This window comes from Syntrophobacter fumaroxidans MPOB, assembly GCF_000014965.1.
Classification (GTDB): Bacteria; Desulfobacterota; Syntrophobacteria; order Syntrophobacterales; family Syntrophobacteraceae; genus Syntrophobacter; species Syntrophobacter fumaroxidans.
This window is the reverse complement of the sequence record NC_008554.1, coordinates 3124898-3141791: the sequence shown is the minus strand read 5'-3', so window position 1 is coordinate 3141791 and position 16894 is coordinate 3124898. Positions and strand designations below refer to the sequence as shown.

11 protein-coding genes are annotated in these 16894 nt (G+C 61.4%); 2 read left to right on the top strand and 9 right to left on the bottom strand.

Annotated elements, in window-relative coordinates; translation table 11 throughout:
• Positions 1-90: 90 nt before the first annotated feature.
• Positions 91-1014, bottom strand: a complete 924-nt coding sequence (locus SFUM_RS13165) for a YkgJ family cysteine cluster protein (protein ID WP_041440509.1) — start codon at positions 1012-1014, stop codon at positions 91-93.
• Between the two features lie 548 nt (positions 1015-1562).
• On the opposite strand from SFUM_RS13165, the gene SFUM_RS13160 reads away from it, so the two are divergent.
• Positions 1563-1820 (top strand): FmdB family zinc ribbon protein, encoded by a 258-nt coding sequence (locus SFUM_RS13160; RefSeq protein WP_011699390.1) that lies wholly within the window; start codon positions 1563-1565, stop codon positions 1818-1820.
• Between the two features lie 184 nt (positions 1821-2004).
• Here the strand turns inward: SFUM_RS13160 and SFUM_RS13155 are convergent, their stop codons facing one another.
• From SFUM_RS13155 to SFUM_RS21840, 7 genes are all read right to left on the bottom strand, one after another.
• Positions 2005-2262 carry a DUF504 domain-containing protein gene (locus SFUM_RS13155; RefSeq protein ID WP_011699389.1) on the bottom strand — a complete coding sequence of 86 codons (258 nt, stop codon included), beginning with the start codon at positions 2260-2262 and terminating at the stop codon, positions 2005-2007.
• Positions 2263-2314: 52 nt separating this feature from the next.
• A complete protein-coding gene (gene rtcA, locus SFUM_RS13150; protein ID WP_011699388.1) occupies positions 2315-3373 on the bottom strand; it encodes an RNA 3'-terminal phosphate cyclase in 1059 nt (352 codons plus the stop codon).
• Between the two features lie 93 nt (positions 3374-3466).
• Positions 3467-5011, bottom strand: a complete 1545-nt coding sequence (locus tag SFUM_RS13145) for an FHA domain-containing protein (RefSeq protein WP_011699387.1) — start codon at positions 5009-5011, stop codon at positions 3467-3469.
• Between the two features lie 284 nt (positions 5012-5295).
• The gene (locus tag SFUM_RS13140) at positions 5296-6033 is read right to left on the bottom strand and encodes a Stp1/IreP family PP2C-type Ser/Thr phosphatase (RefSeq protein ID WP_011699386.1); all 738 of its coding nucleotides are present in this window, start codon (positions 6031-6033) and stop codon (positions 5296-5298) included.
• Positions 6034-6507: 474 nt separating this feature from the next.
• Positions 6508-6936 (bottom strand): LysM peptidoglycan-binding domain-containing protein, encoded by a 429-nt coding sequence (locus SFUM_RS13130; RefSeq protein WP_011699384.1) that lies wholly within the window; start codon positions 6934-6936, stop codon positions 6508-6510.
• A 411-nt stretch (positions 6937-7347) separates the two neighbouring features.
• A complete protein-coding gene (locus SFUM_RS21845; protein ID WP_011699383.1) occupies positions 7348-9900 on the bottom strand; it encodes a serine/threonine-protein kinase in 2553 nt (850 codons plus the stop codon).
• Positions 9901-10620: 720 nt separating this feature from the next.
• A complete protein-coding gene (locus SFUM_RS21840) occupies positions 10621-12864 on the bottom strand; it encodes a protein kinase domain-containing protein (protein WP_011699382.1) in 2244 nt (747 codons plus the stop codon).
• Positions 12865-13607: 743 nt separating this feature from the next.
• Between SFUM_RS21840 and SFUM_RS13115 the strand changes: the two genes are divergently transcribed.
• Complete coding sequence (locus SFUM_RS13115; protein WP_011699381.1) at positions 13608-15620, top strand: Lcl domain-containing protein; 2013 nt, start codon at positions 13608-13610, stop codon at positions 15618-15620.
• Positions 15621-15952: 332 nt separating this feature from the next.
• Here the strand turns inward: SFUM_RS13115 and SFUM_RS13105 are convergent, their stop codons facing one another.
• On the bottom strand, positions 15953-16861 hold the full coding sequence (locus SFUM_RS13105) for a restriction endonuclease (RefSeq protein WP_011699380.1): 909 nt from the start codon (positions 16859-16861) through the stop codon (positions 15953-15955).
• Positions 16862-16894 lie beyond the last annotated feature (33 nt).

Below are 16894 nucleotides of genomic sequence, written 5' to 3'. Positions count from 1 at the left end.
GGCGTGCGAAGCCCGGCAACGGGTCATACCGAGGTGCGTTCAAGATGCACAACACCTGCCCAATGTATTCATCGTGAACGCAAAATTGTGTCAGGCGGTCTCGGGAACCAGGCACCGGCTGCCGTCCGGCTCTTCGATGACTCTGAAACCGAAAAGCGGTACAAGGTCGGTGAGACTCCTTCCAAACACGAGCTCGACCTGGCCGGAGGGCACTTTCAGTTTCTCGCCGATAAAGTTCCGGAAGTGTTCCTCGTAAGACAGGATTTCGAGAACCTCCCCGACCGTCTCGCCTTTTGTCTCGATCAACCGGTCGAAGGCATCGTTCAATTTCCGGAAAGAGCATCGTTTGTCGTGCTCCACAATGATTTCGAGCAGCAGGTCGACGTTCTTGAAAATGTCCCGGCGGGTCAGATACGGTTGTTTCGCGAGGTCCTGCGCCGGAGCGGGATCCCAGCAGGCCTGCGCCCGACATTGGACGGGCCGGTCCGCGTAAATGGCGCACAGGCATGTATCGGCGTTGAAGAAGACGCACTCCTGCGAGTCGGCCCGCTCGCGTATCTTGATGCGTTCGTCCAGGAGGAAGAACGGCTTGCGGTCAAAAGGCGACTGGACCGGTTCGCCGCGGCGCAGGGTGACCAGTTGGTTCCAGGGGATCCTGCCGGTTTGAAGCAGCTCGAGATCCTCGAGTTGCAGCGAGGGGCTTCCCTTGCGACAGCAGGTACCGCACTGGACGCACGCCGGGAGTACCTCGCGAGAGACTTCCTCGGCGGCCTGAAGGAGTCTTTTCCAGGCGCCCAGCCGCTCCGCCCCGCTCAACCCGGACCACCTGACCAGCACTTCCTTGTAGATGGGGCTCTGCTCCACCTGGTACTGGATGCGTTTCAACGGAAGCGCGTTTTCATTCTCGCCGACCAGCATCTGCAGGAACTGGGACCAGTTTCTCCGGAAATCCGCTTCATCCCATTCGGTGGGATGGCTGTCGATAATGGTTTGATTCTGCTCGGTCTCACTCATGAGAGGGTTCTTCTCCTGGATGTTTTTCCCGTGAAATCGACGGGTGAACCATTGTACCCCATCCCCGGCTCGAGATAAACCATCTTGGCCGAGGAAAACGGCGGCGCGCTCCGGTTTTGTGCCTGGCCTTCCCTCCTTCCCCATCCCCGGCGGGAGGGATGGGCATATAAGTCCTATGTGCTTAATAGGACCTATAAGACTTATTTCACGCTTCACCCTATCGCCCGGGACACGGAAACCGGCTTCACATTCCATTGTGAGCCGCCCACCCGCGGCGAGATGCAAGCCGGGTTCTTCAGAACCGCAAGCTCACATGCGCGTCACGCGGATGTCGTCACGCGGATGTCGCCACGACAGGATGTCGTCAGGCGGATTGACACGTTTCATCCCATTTGTTAAGAAAACCGCGTCGCACCCACGGTCTCTGTGGGCACATTTGAGCGCCCTCCCGGTTCTCGACGGGGTTCCGGCCGCCTTCTTCGAACACGCGATCCCCCCGCGGCCAAGGGGGGCGGCGGGCGTCCGGCGGAAAGGGCAAAGGAGAGGTCATGCCGATCTATGAATTTCGTTGTACCAAGTGCGGACATATCCGGGAATTCATCATGACGGGTTCCGACCGGGAAATCGACATGAAGTGCGAGGAATGCGGGGGAGACGATCTGGAGCGGGTCATGAGCAGCGTGAATTATGCCATGGGCTCGTCCGGTTCTTCATCGGGACGGGATTCGTCTCCCAGCGCCACGACCAGGACCTGCGCGCCCGGGAAGAGCTGCACGACCCTCAAGCTTCCCGGTCATACGAAATAGGGGCGGATGGTCGCCCGGTGCCGTCGGTTCCGAACTGAGCGTTCGACGAGAGAGCCATGCACCGCCGGAGGATTCGCACAGGCGGGCGCATGACGGTGTAACGTCTTTTCACGGTCCGGATTGCGCGCATGGCCTCGGTCGGGGGGCATTCCCCGGCGAACCGCGGCGCAGCCGGCTCCGTCGGTCACCCACCTGGCCGTTGCCATATCCGGATGCCGTTCCGATAAACCTCCCGGACCCGGTGCAGGGGGATGGTGAGGGTTTCCCCCGTTTCCTTTTCCAGGTGAAACGAGAACGAGTCCCCTTCTTCAAAAAAGATATTCCTGAACGGCACGCGGACGATTGCGTGCTCCACGTGGTCCAGGTATCCCAACTCGAAAAAACCCGCCCCGAATTCCCGGTCCCAGCGGATTCGGTTCAGGAGATCCCGGATCGTCACCATCGATCATCCTTTGCGGCGCATTCGCCGACGGCCCTCGTGGTTCCAGGCGATTTCAAGCTTGGGTCCCGGAGTCGAGGCCGCGTGCGTGCTCAACGGTGATTTCCCAAATATCATCGGCAATGCGAGCGCATTCGATCCTGACGTCCAGGAACCGTTCGATCACATCGATGTTCGTCATCGTATGGGGCGACGGGGCGACCGTCCGGAACGATCCGCCGCCCCCCAGGGCCAGCAGCGGAAGGATTTGATCGGCAAGGTGCACCCCCACCGGCACTCCGGCGGCAAGGTATCGTCGCACCTCCTCGACGGTTCCCGCGGCGACCCGTTCGGCGGGCACCCCGCGCGCTCCGAAACCGGTGAAGATCTCGGTGATGTGCTCGCTCTCGATCGCAACGATCAGAACATTGCCGGGCCCCGTGGACTCGGGGCATGCCGTAACCTCCGCCCAATCCGGGCTCCAGCCCAATCCCCTGCACACCGCTCCGACTTCCCGGTGCCCGATGTTCATGTCCAGGTGGGCGACCACGGCGCGGCACCCGCTCCGCCTGATCGCGCCGCGATGGAGCAGGCTGACCCGCGACAGCCTCGCGACCGGAGAGACCTCGACGATGAAGCGCCCGCCGCCCGCGGGGTAGAACCCGGGCCTTTCCAGTTGACAGGATACGTCCGGTCCCATGCGTTTCAGGAACGGGATGAAGGTTCTCTCCAGGAAATCGAAGGGTGGGGCCCACGGATTGTGTGTTCCGCCTTCCAGCACCAGGCGGGATTTTGCGGAAGCGGTTGCAAGCGCCGGCAGCACGGTCTGGAGCACCAGGGTCGCACTGCCGGCCGTTCCCACGGAGAATCGATACGAGCCCGGGAGCACGTTTCGTGGTTCGAACGTCACTTCGACACTGCCCGGGACCGCCCCGTCCACCCTGGCCCGGCTCACCTCCGCGGCCGCGTTGAGGGCGGTGAGATGTTGCCTGAGCAGGCCGCCGTGCTTGCGACGCGCCCGAATGTTGACAATGCGAAAAGGTCTGCCGGTACTCATGGAAAGGGCGAGAGAAGTGCGCAGCACCTGTCCTCCACCTTCTCCCATGGAACCATCGATGGTGATCGGCTCGTCCATCGAGCGCTCTCTTCCTGAACGTTACGGGTTCCGTCCGCCCCGCCGGCCTTGAAGGCGATCGTTCCCGCGATGCGGGGAGCGGCACGGAGCCTGCTATGGTTTCACGATCCTCGGCAAGCGGATGACCATCGGGAACACGGAGCTGGAATGTCGATCCAGGAGAAGCTTCCCGTCCTGGTCGGCGATGATCTTGTGGCCCATGTTCAGGAACAGGTCGAGGACCCATGGCTTGTGCTGAAGGGCAGGATCGAAAGCCTCGCAGTAGACCGTCCTGTCGGCCCGACGGCCGATTTCGATTTCGAGCTCGCCGCCGCGGTCCCGGATCGATATGCTCAATTCCGATCCGCGGGGAACGTTGGACAGGGATTCCCTGAAGATCAGGGACAATGCCTTCCGGAAGAGGGTATCGTCGATGGGAATCATCAGGTGGGAAGTGCCCACCACCAGTTGAGGGCGGATGTCCTTTTCCTTCCAGTCCCGATCGTGCTGCCGGATTTCCTCGAGGATGAGGGAATCGATCTTTCTCAACTGCTTGGTTGGAGGAGGAAGCTTGACGAAGCCGTCCACCTCCCTGAGGACGGTCTCGATTCTTTCCACGGAGCTCATGACGGCCTGCATCCCGGCTCCTTCCGGCTCATCCGGGGCCGGCCGCCGCATCCTCCTCACCATCCCGCCGATCACCATGAGAGGGTTTCTTATTTCGTGCGCCATGGCCTGGGCCAGCCGTGCATAGGCGGCCGCCCGCTCCACCTCGATCAACCGCGACTGGGTCTCCTTGAGGCTATCCACGGTGGAGGCATACAGGCCCTTGATCTCGGCCCAGAGGCGCGCGTTTTCAACCATCGGGGCGAGGACGCACGAGACGGTTCTCAGGAATTCCAGGTCTTCGTGGCTGTACGCGCCGGGAACGCTCCGCGAGAGATAGATCAGCCCGTGAATCTGGTTGTGATAAAGCAGGGGTACGCACAACGCCGACCTGATCTTCATTTCCAGCGCTGCCGCATCCTTGTTTAGAGCCTCCCCGCCCAGCGCATCCTCCAGGATGAACGACTCCCCGTTCTGCAGCAACCGGTCGACGATGCTCCGGCTGACGGGCACGCTGTCGAGGGAAGCGTCGGAAAAGACGGATTCCAGCGAGCCGTCCTCCTTGAAAACCCCGAGATAGCCCTGGTCCTGCTGATAAATATCCTTCAGCCGGGAAAAGAACCTCTCTCCGAGCAAAGCGGGGTCCTGTTTCTCCGACAGTTCGACGGTGATTTCGTAGATCCACTTGAGTCGCTGGCGATCGAGCCTGCGGTCGCCCATCGTGTGCAGGCTCGGGAAGGCGATGGTGTCTCCGGCCACTTCCTCGTAGGACCTGCACACCGAGAAAGTCAAGCGTCCCAGCCGGATGGTGTCTCCGGGTTTGAGCGGCGCCTTGTCCTCGATCCTCACATCGTTCACGTAGATGCCGTTGAGACTCCCCAGGTCATCGATCCAGATATGGTCGTTTTCCTCCGAGATGAGGGCATGGCGGTGCGAAACCGTCGGGTCGGCAAACCGAAGGTCCACCCCTTCTTCGCGACCCATCACGCACGGCAGGCTCACCCGGTGGATGACTCTTGAACCCTCTTCCTGGAGAAAAAAGCTGGTGATCATGGTTCACGCTTCTTTCCGCGAGCGACGATCCTATCCGCCGCCCCGCCACGAAAGCGTTCCGTCCGGCACGGAGCACCGATGTGCTTTCAAAATAGTGACCCCGGGCGGGAAAGCAAGGGGGATCCCGATTGCGCCGGCCGACGATGATCTTGCCTGGATTTGGGGGGGGCCGGGCCGTCGAGCGCGCCTCCGTTCGGACGTGCAAACGGAGAAGGAGTTCGACCGGCGCCTGCCGGCTTGCAGGGAAGGGGAATTGCCGAACGCGGGTAAAACGGTCCGAACCCTCAGACCACGGGCACAACCTCGCTCAAAACCACCGTGACGTTATCGTAACCTCCGGCCGCGTTCGCCGCCGAGATCAGCTTCTCGGCCTTGACGCCGAGCGGGTCGCCCGTCGCCAGGATTTGCACGATAAGGTCGTCCTCCACCATGTCCGTCAGGCCGTCGGAGCACTGGAGAAAAAGGTCGCCGGAGGCAACCTCCCCTCGCATGACATCCACGGAAAGGGATTCCGATGTTCCCACCGCCCTCAGAATCACGTGCCGAAAGCGATGGACCCGCGCCTCCTCCGGAGTGATCACGCCTTTGTCCAGGAGGTCCTGCACGAAGGAATGGTCGCGTGTCAGTTGCGTCAGCTGCCCGTTCCGGAACAGGTACGTCCGGCTGTCTCCCACGTGCCCCAGGCAATAGCGGGGCCCCTTGAAGGCCAGCAGTTCCGCTGTGCAGCCCATTCCCCGGTGTTCGGGGTTTTCCTTGACGTGGTCGAGTATCTTCCGGTTGGCCAGAGTGAAGGTTCGCTCGATCGGGTCCGGATTGTTGGAATCATCATTGCTGTCCGCCGACGAGAAGACTTCCAGAGCCGCACGGGTGAAAAAACGGCTCGCCAGCTCCCCTGCGGCGGCACCCCCCATGCCGTCCGCGAGCACCGCAACTCCCAGGTTCTGCTCGACGGCAAACGAATCCTCGTTGTTCGTCCGCTTCAAGCCGACGTCGGATTTGCCATGGCAGGCTATCTTGAACACTCTTTCACCTTGCCTCTTCCGAGCGGAAGAGCTGCAGCTCTTTGTATTCATGCGGGTGAACGACCGGGAACCGCAGATTTATCAGGACTCCAAAGTAAAGGATTATGATCGCGGTCGCAAGGATGAAAATCGCGGCTGCGGCAGATTCGCCCGGAGCCTCCGCGGGTCGGGGGAAGGCCATGCGAAACCGGGGGCGGCGGATTCGGGAGAGGGTTTACGGCGGGAGCCGGCCTTTTCCTGCTCGCGGCCCGGTGCACCGGGCGGTGCATACGGGTTTTCGGGAAAAGCGGGGCTCTCCGGGGGAAGAGCGCAGGGGGAACTCCCGCCCTGGTGATGCGATGCATGAACGGGGGAAAGCTTGAGGCGGGGCCGCGCGGAACACAGCCCGAGGTCCCGGCCCCGCTCATCGGGGGGCAAACGGGCCGCGCCGCGCAATCACTCGACTCCGCCGCGCGTTCGAGCGGCGGGCCGCCCTCACTTCGGTCCGAATACCTCATCTTCGGACGGGGCGGAAGAGTCTTCCTCGACGGTCCCGGGCCTGGCGGCCTTCTTTTTTGCCGCTTTCCTGGGTCTCGTGGAGTGAGAAGGCTGCGCGGTGTGGGCGGTCGCCAGCGAGACTCGAACCTTGACAAGGTCTCCCTGCTTGAGAGCCTTGGGATTCAGACCGGGATTGTCCTCGGCGATCTCGCGCCATTTGCTTTCCTTGCCCGTGTACCACTTGGCGATCGAAGCCATCGTCTCGCCGGCATAGACCTTGTGGGAGATGAATTCGGGTTCCTCAACCGCCGGCGGCGGAGCCGCGGCACTTTCCTGTTTTGCCGATTGATCCGTCGTTGCACATCCGCAAAAGAAAAGCGCGGCGATCACCGGGATCAGCAAAACGATTCTCAGGGCCTTGCTCATCTTCCATTTCTCCTTTCCCTTATGCAAATTGTCGATTGAAACAAGCGATTCCGCTCGGCGCTCATTCCTCGTTCACAGCGAGCCGGCAACCGCTGCGTTCCATTTCCGGCCTGCGTTCAAGAGCGCGACATTCGGCGGGAGGGCATAAAGCCGTTCCCTGCAAGTGCGCGAGCCCGGCAGGAAACGAGGTCAGTCCCGTCTGCCCGACCCGCCCGCGATCCCCCTTTTTTGCGATCCGGAACGCGAACCGGCATAATCCAACGCGCCGCGAACCCGTGGTTCACGACGAAACATGAAAGTCATTGTCGTCATTCCCGGGCAGGACGGAATTGCCGGCTTTTCATGGCCTTGCGGCCATCGGCCTCCGCCGGCGGGCCGGTTGTGCGGTCCCTCCTGGCGGGACCGCGACGTTCATGGTTTGCCGGCGCTCCCCTTTGCCGCCTGCTTGGTCAAATTGTTCAAGTGATTCTGGGCGAGCCTGTTCCTGGGATTCGCGTCCAATGCCCTCCTGAACATTGACCTGGCCTCGGCCGGATTGTCCTTCTTCAAGTGGACTATTCCGAGATTGGTCAGGATTTCGTCCTTGTAGGCAGGCGAGAGCGCAAGGCACGATTCGTAGTTCGCCTGGGCCTGATCGTAATCGCCCTGGTTCAAATAGATGTATCCCAGGTTGAAGAAGACTTCGGCGGACTTCTGATTGATGCGAAGCGCGGCGAGATAGTATTGGGCCGCTGCCGCATAGTCCTTCTTCAGAGTCAGGAGACGGGCCAGCTGGAAAATGGCGTCGAAATGATTCGGATCCATGCCCACCGCATCTTCCAGGAGCTTCTGAGCGCGGGCGGGATCGGACTGCATCTGGTCCTTGGCTTCGAGAACCAGGGCGTCGGCGGACTGCCCCGCCTGTTCGCCTCCGGGCGAGCCCGACTGCGCCGCCGTGGACGCGGCCGATGCAGGACCCGGCGGATCCTGCCCGGGCGATGCATCCTGCGTCGGCGCGGGAAGCCCGGCAAGGTAGCTTTTGGCAACGCTGTTGCTCGGGTTCAGGTCCAGGGCTTGTCTGAAAAGCTCCAGCGCCTGCGCGGGATTCTTCTTTTTCAGGTGGCACATGCCCAGATTCGTCAGGACTTCATCCTGGTAGGGAGGGTTCAGTGCCCGGCATGCCTCGTAATGGGTCATTGCGGCGTCGTAGTCGCCCTGCATCAGGAAAATGAAACCCATGTTGAAGTAGACCTCGGCCGCCCGGTTGTTGATGCGAAGGGCGTTCTGGTAGTGCTGCAGGGCGTTGGCGTAGTCCTTTTTCTGCGTCATGAGCCGGGCCAGATGAAGGTACGCCTCGAAGTTGTTCGGATCCAGGCCGATGGCTTCCTCGAGAATCTTCTGGGCGCCGACGGGGTTGGCTTGCCACACGTTTCTTGCCTGCAGAACGAGGGTGTCGGCTTTCATCCGTGTTTCGCGCCCGTCGATGGGAGCCGCTTCCGGTGCCGGTTTGGCCGCCGGAACCTTCTGCGGCTGGGTCTTGGCGGCTGGAGCGGCGTTCTGCGCGGTCTTGGCGGAGGGGCCGGCGGCCTGCGGAGGGCGGGCCGAGTCTCTCGACATGAAAACGAACCCGACGACCACGAGCAGGAGCGCCGCCGCCCCAACGGGAACGAGGCGCAACGCGTTGGAGGGCTTTTTCCGGCCGACCGACAGTCCGGGAAGCCCCCCGGTTTTCCGCTTCAAGGAGGCCGGTTGAGTGGCCGTCGAACCGGACCGGGCTTCTTCCGCCGCCTTCATCCCTACCGGGAGAGGACTCTTTGCTTCGACATCGGCCGGATGTTCCTTCCCGGGCGGAGAACCTTGCGCGGGAGGCGGCGGAGGGGCTGCGGCCGGCGTTGGAGCGGATACGTCCGTTTCCTTCTTCACGGTCTTGACCGCCGGTGTCGGAGCCGCGGGCGGGCTCTCGGGCGGGCGGATCGCAGCGGGCTGCTTCGCGGCTTGCGCGGACGGCACGGGAGGACACGTCTCGGCCGCACCACCGGGAGCGGCCTTCGGCGGTTCATTGGCTCGTTCGGGCTCCCGGACGGCACCCGGGGCCGTTGCCGCGGAGTGGTGCGTCTTGCCGGAGGCGAGCTGCTCCTTGAGCGCCCTCAGGTCCCTGAGCATCTCGGAGGGCGCCTGGTACCTCAAGGTCGGATCCTTGGCGAGTGCCTTGGAAATGATGCTCCCCACCGTCGAGGGAATGTGGATGTTCAGGACCTTCGGCGGAATGGGCTCAACCTGGACGATCTTGTAGGCCAGAGTGGCGGTGTTTTCCGCCTCGAAGGGCCGCTCTCCCGTCAGCATCTCGTAAAAGACCGCTCCGAGGGAAAAAATATCGGAGCGGATATCGACCTTCTGCCCCGATATCTGCTCGGGAGACATGTAGTAAGGCGTTCCGAGGACCGTTCCGGTGATGGTCATCGACAGAGACGGCAGCTTCGCGATGCCGAAGTCCATCACTTTGACCCGCTTGTCGAGGGTGACCATCACGTTGGAAGGCTTGATGTCCCGATGAACGATTTTTTCCTGGTTGGCGGTTTGCAGGGCGAGCAGTATCTGCTCCACGATCGGAATCGCATCCTCGATGGGAACGGCCTTGCGTTCCCTCAGCATGTGCGCCAGGGTTTCCCCGGTCACGAATTCCATGCAGATGTACTCGAACTCCTCCGACTCGCCGTAGGAATGAATGGTGACGATATTGGGGTGGGTCAGGCGTCCCGCCGCCTTGGCTTCCTGGATCAGCCTTTTGCGCGCCTCTTCCCGTGCGGCGAGCTCTTCCTTGGACAGCCCTTCCTCGATGGCCTTGGGAATCAGCTTGAGGGCCACCGTGCGCACCAGCACGGTGTCGAAGGCCCTGAACACCAGCCCCATCGCCCCTCTTGCCAGGTATTGATCCAGCCTGAATTGGTCGATCTGCCTGCCAACCAGGCTTTCCGGGTTGATCATGATCCGTCGTGCTCCTTCGATCGCTTTTTGACGGGGTCGAACTCAACAGGTTAAAACGGTTCATGGAGCGGAGCGCTCCATGGACCGATGCCAACAGGCCGCATATTTTCACACGGTCACCTGGAAAATGGATTCCCGGGTGAAACTGTTTTCATGCTTCGCGGGTGAAGCGCAGCATCATGGATAATTACCTAGAAAATAGACTCCCTCGAGAGTCTGTTTTCATGCTTCGCGGGTGACGCCGGCGCCATGGGGAATTGTGTTCAAGATGAGTGCATTGGCGGGAGGACATACCGTCCTCCCCTACGTCTGACGGATACATCGGTCCGTAGGGAGGATCCCTGCCCGCAACACCTCCCGACGGGCAGGTGTAGCGTCATCTTGAACGCACCTCGGTGTCGGCTCCGACGCGCGCGAATGGACGCTCTCTTCCATCCAAATCAAGACACGGCAATCCTGCAAAAAAACATAAACATTCACCCTCAAATACATGGAGACACCGGTGCCCGCCGGCCCGGGATCGAAGTTCCCCTCGCGGCGGAGACCGGACCGGTCCCCTCCGAACGGGGGACCCCTTCGAAGAGGCTCCTCGAAACGGCTGCACCACGCTCGCGGATGTCTTGGATTCGAGAGTACGCCTGATCGAGGCGTTACCGGAAAAACAGGAAACGACAAAACGGCATTTGCGCGAGCGCGACGGGCGAATGGCGTCCCGCGTGCTCAGTTGATCGGCGTGAGCGTTTCCAGGCCCGAGCTGTTGGGGCCCCACACCCCTTTGAGCACGCCCGTTGCGGTGACCGTATACACCACCGCCCCGGTCGCGCCCCGGGAACCTCGCCACTTGACGGTGAGGGTCCTGCCGACCAGCGGACCGCTGCCCGTGTAGCTCTTCCCGCCGACGTTCCAGGTGACGGTGTACCCGGACACGCTCCGCTTGATCGTGGCGGTGCCGTGATAGGATGTGCCGTTGGGGTTCTGGCCCTCGACGTTGTATTTCCCCTCCACCCGGACGGCCCGGGAGGGCGAGTCGGTGTCCGGCGCCCGCGGCGACGCGATGGGGGTTTTCGGCTGCGTCGTCGCCGGACTCAGGCTGTCCAGAAAGGCGAGGGCCGCGCGGTTGTTGGGGTTGATCTCCAGGGCTTGTTCGTAGTAGCGCCGTGCCTGATCGGGGTTGTTGAGCTTATCGTGGCAGAATGCCACGTTCGCGAGCAGCTCGTCAGGATGGGAGGGCCTCAGCGCCAGGCCGGCTTCGTAACTCCTGATGGCGCTCGCATAGTCGCCCTGCGCCTGCTGGAGCGCACCCATTTCGGAATAGGCCTCCGGGGCGTTGCCGTTGACGCGCACGGCGTCCCGGTAATATTGAACGGCGGCCGAATAGTCCTTTCTGGATGCCTGCAGCCGCGCCATCGTCAAAATGGTTTCGAACCGGTTCGGATCGAGGCGGAGCGCTTCCTCGAGAAGCTTCTGCGCCTCGGCCGGGTTGCTCGCGGATTGATTCTGCGCCTCGACGAGAAGCGGTTCCACGGAAGCCGTGGTCTTGTCCTTGCCCGGTGTGAGCTGGTCCAGGGGCGGCATGGATGTCGCCGGGGGAATCGTGGCCGGGGGCGCCGTGGTCGGGGTGGGCGGCGGCTGGGTGGCGCGCGTGGTGACCGGCGCGGATCGCGACGTCGGAGGGGGGATGGAGGGCCTCGGCGACGGCACCCCGGGACTCCTCAACGACCTGTAGACGAGGAATCCCGCGAGCGCGACGAGGATCGTCAACAGGGCTATGCCGAGCCCTTTCATCTTTACCCCGCGTTTCCCGGCCGGACCCTGCGTCAGCGTCAGGACCGGGATGTCCGTCTGTTCCTCTCCGGGGCCAGGAGACGGCGACACGCGCGCCCCTGTGCCGTCGCTGCGGAGCGGTTCGCGTTCGGCGGGCTTTCTCGGGTCCAGTGAAATCCTCCGAGGCGGCGCGGGCTCCGGTGGGCGCGGGCCCGGCGGCCGCACGGAGCCGATCCGGGCGGCGGACTTCACGGCTTCCGGTATTTCGGCCCTCACCGTCTGGTCGAAGTCCGGTTCTCCGATCACCGTTCCGGCGAGCGTGGCATCGTCCGGGTACGCGTGAGGTCTTTGCACGAGTGCTCTCAAGGCGAGCATCATTTCCGTGGGCGTCTGGAAGCGCTGATCCGGGTTCTTGGCGAGCGCCTTGACGATGATGTCCGCCATCGGCTGGGAGAGATTCCTGTTGATCACGGCGGGCGGTGTCGGATCGAGCGCCATGATCTTGTAAGTGATGGTGGCGGTGCTTTCCCCGACGAAAGGTTTCTCCCCGGTCATGACTTCGTATAGAACCGTCCCGACGGAAAAGATGTCGGAACGGATATCGACCTTCTTCCCGGCGATCTGCTCGGGGGACATGTAGTAAGGCGTGCCCAGGACCATTCCGGTGACGGTCATGGAAAGGGAAGGCAGCTTGGCGATGCCGAAGTCCATCACTTTCACCCGGTTCTCGTCGGTGATCATGATGTTGGCGGGTTTGATGTCCCGATGGATGATTTCTTCCTTGTTGGCGGCTTCCAGGGCCGACAGCACCTGCACAAAAATGGAGACGGCCTCCTCTTCGGACAGAGGCTTGCGTTCGCTGAGAACCTGCGTGAGCGTCTTCCCGCTCACGTACTCCATGCAGATATACTGGAACTCATCGGTCTCGCCGTAAGAATGAATGGTGACGATATTGGGGTGGGCCAGCCGTCCGGCGGCCTTGGCTTCCTGTATCAGGCGCTTCTTGGATTCTTCGCGCGTGAACACTTCCGCTTCCGACAGGCCTTCTTCGATCTCCTTGGGAATGAGCTTCAAAGCGATGGTCCTGGCGAGTACCGCGTCGAACGCCTTGAAGACGGCGCCCATGGCGCCCCGGGCAATGAACTGGTCGAGTCGGAACTGATCGATCTGCTTTCCAATGAGAGTATCGGTTTTCCGCATGCTCACTGATTCTCCCTGAATGGGTTGTCCCGGCTGCGAGCGGCGAGCCCCAGGCGAGGAAGAAGTCGAACGGTTGATATTACTATGTTCTGTCGGTCAGGGCTAAAAGAAAAATGTCCGGGCATGGATAAATCGGGGCCGGCCGGCCATTGAAGAAGGCGCCGTTACAGCGGCCGCAGGAAAGCCGGTCCGGCTTCACTTCCCGGCCCGCGCGCGTTCGAATGGAAGGTCGCGAGAGCGTCCCTGCAGCCCCGGAACGGGACCGTCACGGACTGTCGATGAACAAGTTGTAATGAACGGATTCGGAATTGACATCATTAACCGCCCAAATTACGCTAATATGAATAACGGGGTTGCCCCCGCTACTTTTGACGCACCTTCATGAGCCGGGGGCTCACAACGAAGCATGAAAGGTCTCCGGCCGAAGATATCCGGAGGGCCCGGCACAAAGAGAGGCAGGGAGGCAGGGTTCCATCAGGCCCACTCTCAGGGACTTGGGTTGCGCCGCCGCCTGGTCCACCCTGCACGATTCGAAATCGAGTGTGAAAAGAAAGATCTTCATTCCGGCGATCCGCCGTGAGCCGGGAACGCTCAAGGAAATGGAAGAACATGCCCGTGCGGAGGATTTTCGCGCGAGAGAAGCGGGAATCCGATCTTTCCGCGTTTCTCCGGGGGCCGGCCCTTCAGGGGGTGACATTTGCGGCGAATGATTCGACACGCTCTCAGACGAGGAGGAACAAGCCGTGTGCAGAAATGCGAAGATGAGCATATTGGTCGTACTCTTGAGCATAATGTTCGTTGCGGTCAACGTCCGCGCGGAAGTGATCCAGCTCCCGAAAACAAACCAGAAAAAGTGCTACGCGACCGGCGGAGCCGAGATTTCCTGCGCGGGCACGGGACAGGACGGGGAGATTCGGGCGGGAGTGGCCTGGCCCGGCACCCGGTTCAAGAACAATGGGGACAATACGCAGACGGACAGGCTCACGGGGCTGACTTGGCCCGTGGTTGTCGATCCGGAAATCGCCGGGGTGTGTGACAGCGCCGTGACCAACTGGGCGGAGGCGCTGGCCAGGGTCGCCTGCCTCAACGCACACAGTTTTCTGGGCTATCAGGACTGGCGGCTTCCCAACGTCAACGAATACGAAAGCCTGAGGAACGGCGCGGAGTCGGAGGTCGCCGGCTGGCTCAATTCGCAGGGATTCTTCTTTGCCGTGGAAGAGCCGTTTCTGACGTCGACTTCCAATGCGGCCAACACCTACTACAAGTGGACCGTCCTGCTGGCAGGCGGGAATGCGGTCACCCTGCTCTCCGAAAGCCAGGGCTTTCCATCCCCGGTGTGGCCGGTGCGCGGAGGACAGTCCGGCGCCCCCAGCAGCGTGTATCCCGCAAATGTCTGGAAGACGGGGCAGACCGCCAGCTACGCCGCCGGCGACGATGGAGCCCTCGAGAAAGGCGTGAAATGGCCCGTGCCGAGGTTCAAGGCAACGGCATTCACCGGCGGGGTCCGGGATGATCTGACCGGGCTGGTATGGACGAGGAACGCCAACGCGCCGGGGCCTGCCGCCTGCGGACCCGGCACGGCGAAAACCTGGCAGGGCGCGCTGAACTATGTCCAATGCCTCAACGCCAACAATTTCCTCGGCTTCAGCGACTGGCGTCTCCCGAACCGCGTGGAGCTCCACAGCCTGACGGACTTCTCCCGGCGCAACCCGGCTCTGCCGGCGGTGCATCCCTTCATCAACGTGAAGAACGCCAAGTACTGGTCCTCCACGAGCAACGTGGATCTCCCGGACCAGGCGGTGGTGGTGCACATGGGGAACGGCCGGATACTCTACAATTCGAAGAACGCGTCGGGGCTTCAGAGAGTATGGCCGGTCCGGTCGGGCATCGTGATCGACACTCCGCCCCTGAAACTGTCGGCCACGGCCATATCCTCCTCGGCCATAACGCTTTCCTGGAACGACGGCACGACCCTCGAGTCGGGTTACAGGGTGGAGACCAAAGAGGGCTCGTGCTCCTCCGGTTCTGCCTGGACGCCGATTGCCACCACTGGGCCCAACGTCGTCCAGTACACACGCTCGGGCCTTGTCGCTGACTCCACCCACTCGTACCGGGTCAGGGCCTATAACGCTCACGGCTATTCGGCGTATTCCAATTGCGCCTTCGCGACCACAGGCCCCTCGGGGGCGCCCGCTTCGCCCTCCGACCTGAAGGCGTACTCCCGGGGACCCAATAAGATAGATGTCTACTGGAAGGACAACTCCAGCAACGAAACGAATTTCTTCCTCTACCGCAGGGATTGCCTCTCCTGTCCCTGGGACACCCGCGCAACCCTGATGCCGGGCGCCGAGACCTTCTCCGACGGCACGGCCACGGGCAATGAGGCTTCCGCCGTCTACAGCTACTACCTCATTGCGTGCAACGGCGCCGCCTGTTCCCCGGCCACGCGGGTCGCCGCCGTTCCCTTGAAGCCCACGGGGCTTAACGCCAACCCCGTCGATTTCGTCAATCTCACGTGGACCGACAGCAGCAGCAACGAGACGGGATTCCAGGTGTACCGGAAGGAGGCTCTCTGCGCTGACGCGGCTTCATGGGTGTTGAAGACCACCACGGCGCCAAACGTCCACGTCTACCTCGACAACTCGGTGATTTCCGGCACTTTCGCCTACCACGTCAGGGCTTTCCACGAGTCCGACGGGGAACCTAACGCTTACGGGTATTCGAACTGGTCCAATTGCGCTGAAGCGGTCAAATGATTTCGAGGTCGTCGGACCGGCCGCGGCGGCATATTCTTGCCGAATCCGCCGCGCCCGGTCCGTTGCGTATAACCGGCCCGCCGCGAATGCTTTTGCTGGAGGACGGGAGCCGCTTTGGCCCCCGTTCCGGCCGGCCGCCGTGTGAATTCATGAACCGGTAGGACCTGTACTGCCTCTTTCGACGCTTGCGACCGGTTTCGGCCGCCCGCCGGAGATGAGTGGACAAATCCCGGGCCGCGAGTGGGAGGACGGCGGGGTGAAGAGGTTTGAGTTTGGGTATGTGGAGGTGGATGAGAGAAAATGGCCGGGGAATGAAGCCCCGTCTGTCGCTGTCATTCCTCGGTAAAGTAATCGGAATCGATGCGCTTTAATTCATAGGAGGCGACAGCAGCTACTCCTATGTTGAAATCTATCATCAACTGAGCCAATAAGTCGCCATCTATGAGGACGATTTTGCTTTCAATCCTGGAGACGTAATCTCTGGCCTCTTTTGTGAAAGCGGATGTTGTAAGGAAGATGCCCTTTTTTGCCCGTTGGCCCTGTAAGGCCCCGGCAAACTTTTGGACTTCCGGCCGGCCAACCTGGCTGTCCCATCTTTTGGCTTGGATATATACAATGTCCAGCCCCAAACGGTCCTCTTTGATAATCCCGTCAATGCCTTCATCACCACTTTTCCCGATGGCCTCACCAGCATCCTTCCTTGTGCCGCCATACCCCATTTTCACAATGAGATCCACGACAAGCCGCTCAAAAAAAGTGGCCGAGCAGTTCTTGATGGTCTGCAATAATTCCGAAGCCAGGTCTTGCCGAATCCGCTGATAGGCTGCTTCAATAACTTCTTCCGGAGTCTCGCGATTGATTGGGTCATCATCGGATGGAATGGCCGCCTTCCCTTTTCGTGCCTCTATGAACTCGACAAATCCGGGAAAACGGTGAAGAGACGCACTATTCAGCTGAATTGGCTTTTCCGCGAGGAGCTGGAGCCCACGTGCGGTTATTTGAAAGATACCCCTTCTGGATGACTGAAGAAGACCCGCTTTCTTCAGGTATGTCCCGGCCCATCCGATCCGGTTGCCGAAGGTCGTTTGCCGGCCGCTCGGAAGTAGTTGTTTCAATTCACTCTCGCTCAAAGCAAATTCAACGGCAAGAGCCTGCGCAGCCTCCTTGGCGGAATGCTCTTTGCCATCACCGGCAAACCTCAATAAGGGTAGCATTATCGACTCATAATCCGGAATCGCCATGTTGATCCTGCGCTGTGGGGTTCTGATCATGTT

What these genes read in the sequence shown, in the direction of transcription:
- SFUM_RS13165 (WP_041440509.1), bottom strand. Translation starts at nt 1,014, where the DNA reads ATGAGTGAGACCGAGCAGAATCAAACCATTATCGACAGCCATCCCACC.
- SFUM_RS13160 (WP_011699390.1), top strand. Translation starts at nt 1,563, where the DNA reads ATGCCGATCTATGAATTTCGTTGTACCAAGTGCGGACATATCCGGGAA.
- SFUM_RS13155 (WP_011699389.1), bottom strand. Translation starts at nt 2,262, where the DNA reads ATGGTGACGATCCGGGATCTCCTGAACCGAATCCGCTGGGACCGGGAA.
- rtcA (WP_011699388.1), bottom strand. Translation starts at nt 3,373, where the DNA reads ATGGACGAGCCGATCACCATCGATGGTTCCATGGGAGAAGGTGGAGGA.
- SFUM_RS13145 (WP_011699387.1), bottom strand. Translation starts at nt 5,011, where the DNA reads ATGATCACCAGCTTTTTTCTCCAGGAAGAGGGTTCAAGAGTCATCCAC.
- SFUM_RS13130 (WP_011699384.1), bottom strand. Translation starts at nt 6,936, where the DNA reads ATGAGCAAGGCCCTGAGAATCGTTTTGCTGATCCCGGTGATCGCCGCG.
- SFUM_RS21845 (WP_011699383.1), bottom strand. Translation starts at nt 9,900, where the DNA reads ATGATCAACCCGGAAAGCCTGGTTGGCAGGCAGATCGACCAATTCAGG.
- SFUM_RS21840 (WP_011699382.1), bottom strand. Translation starts at nt 12,864, where the DNA reads ATGCGGAAAACCGATACTCTCATTGGAAAGCAGATCGATCAGTTCCGA.
- SFUM_RS13105 (WP_011699380.1), bottom strand. Translation starts at nt 16,861, where the DNA reads ATGGCGATTCCGGATTATGAGTCGATAATGCTACCCTTATTGAGGTTT.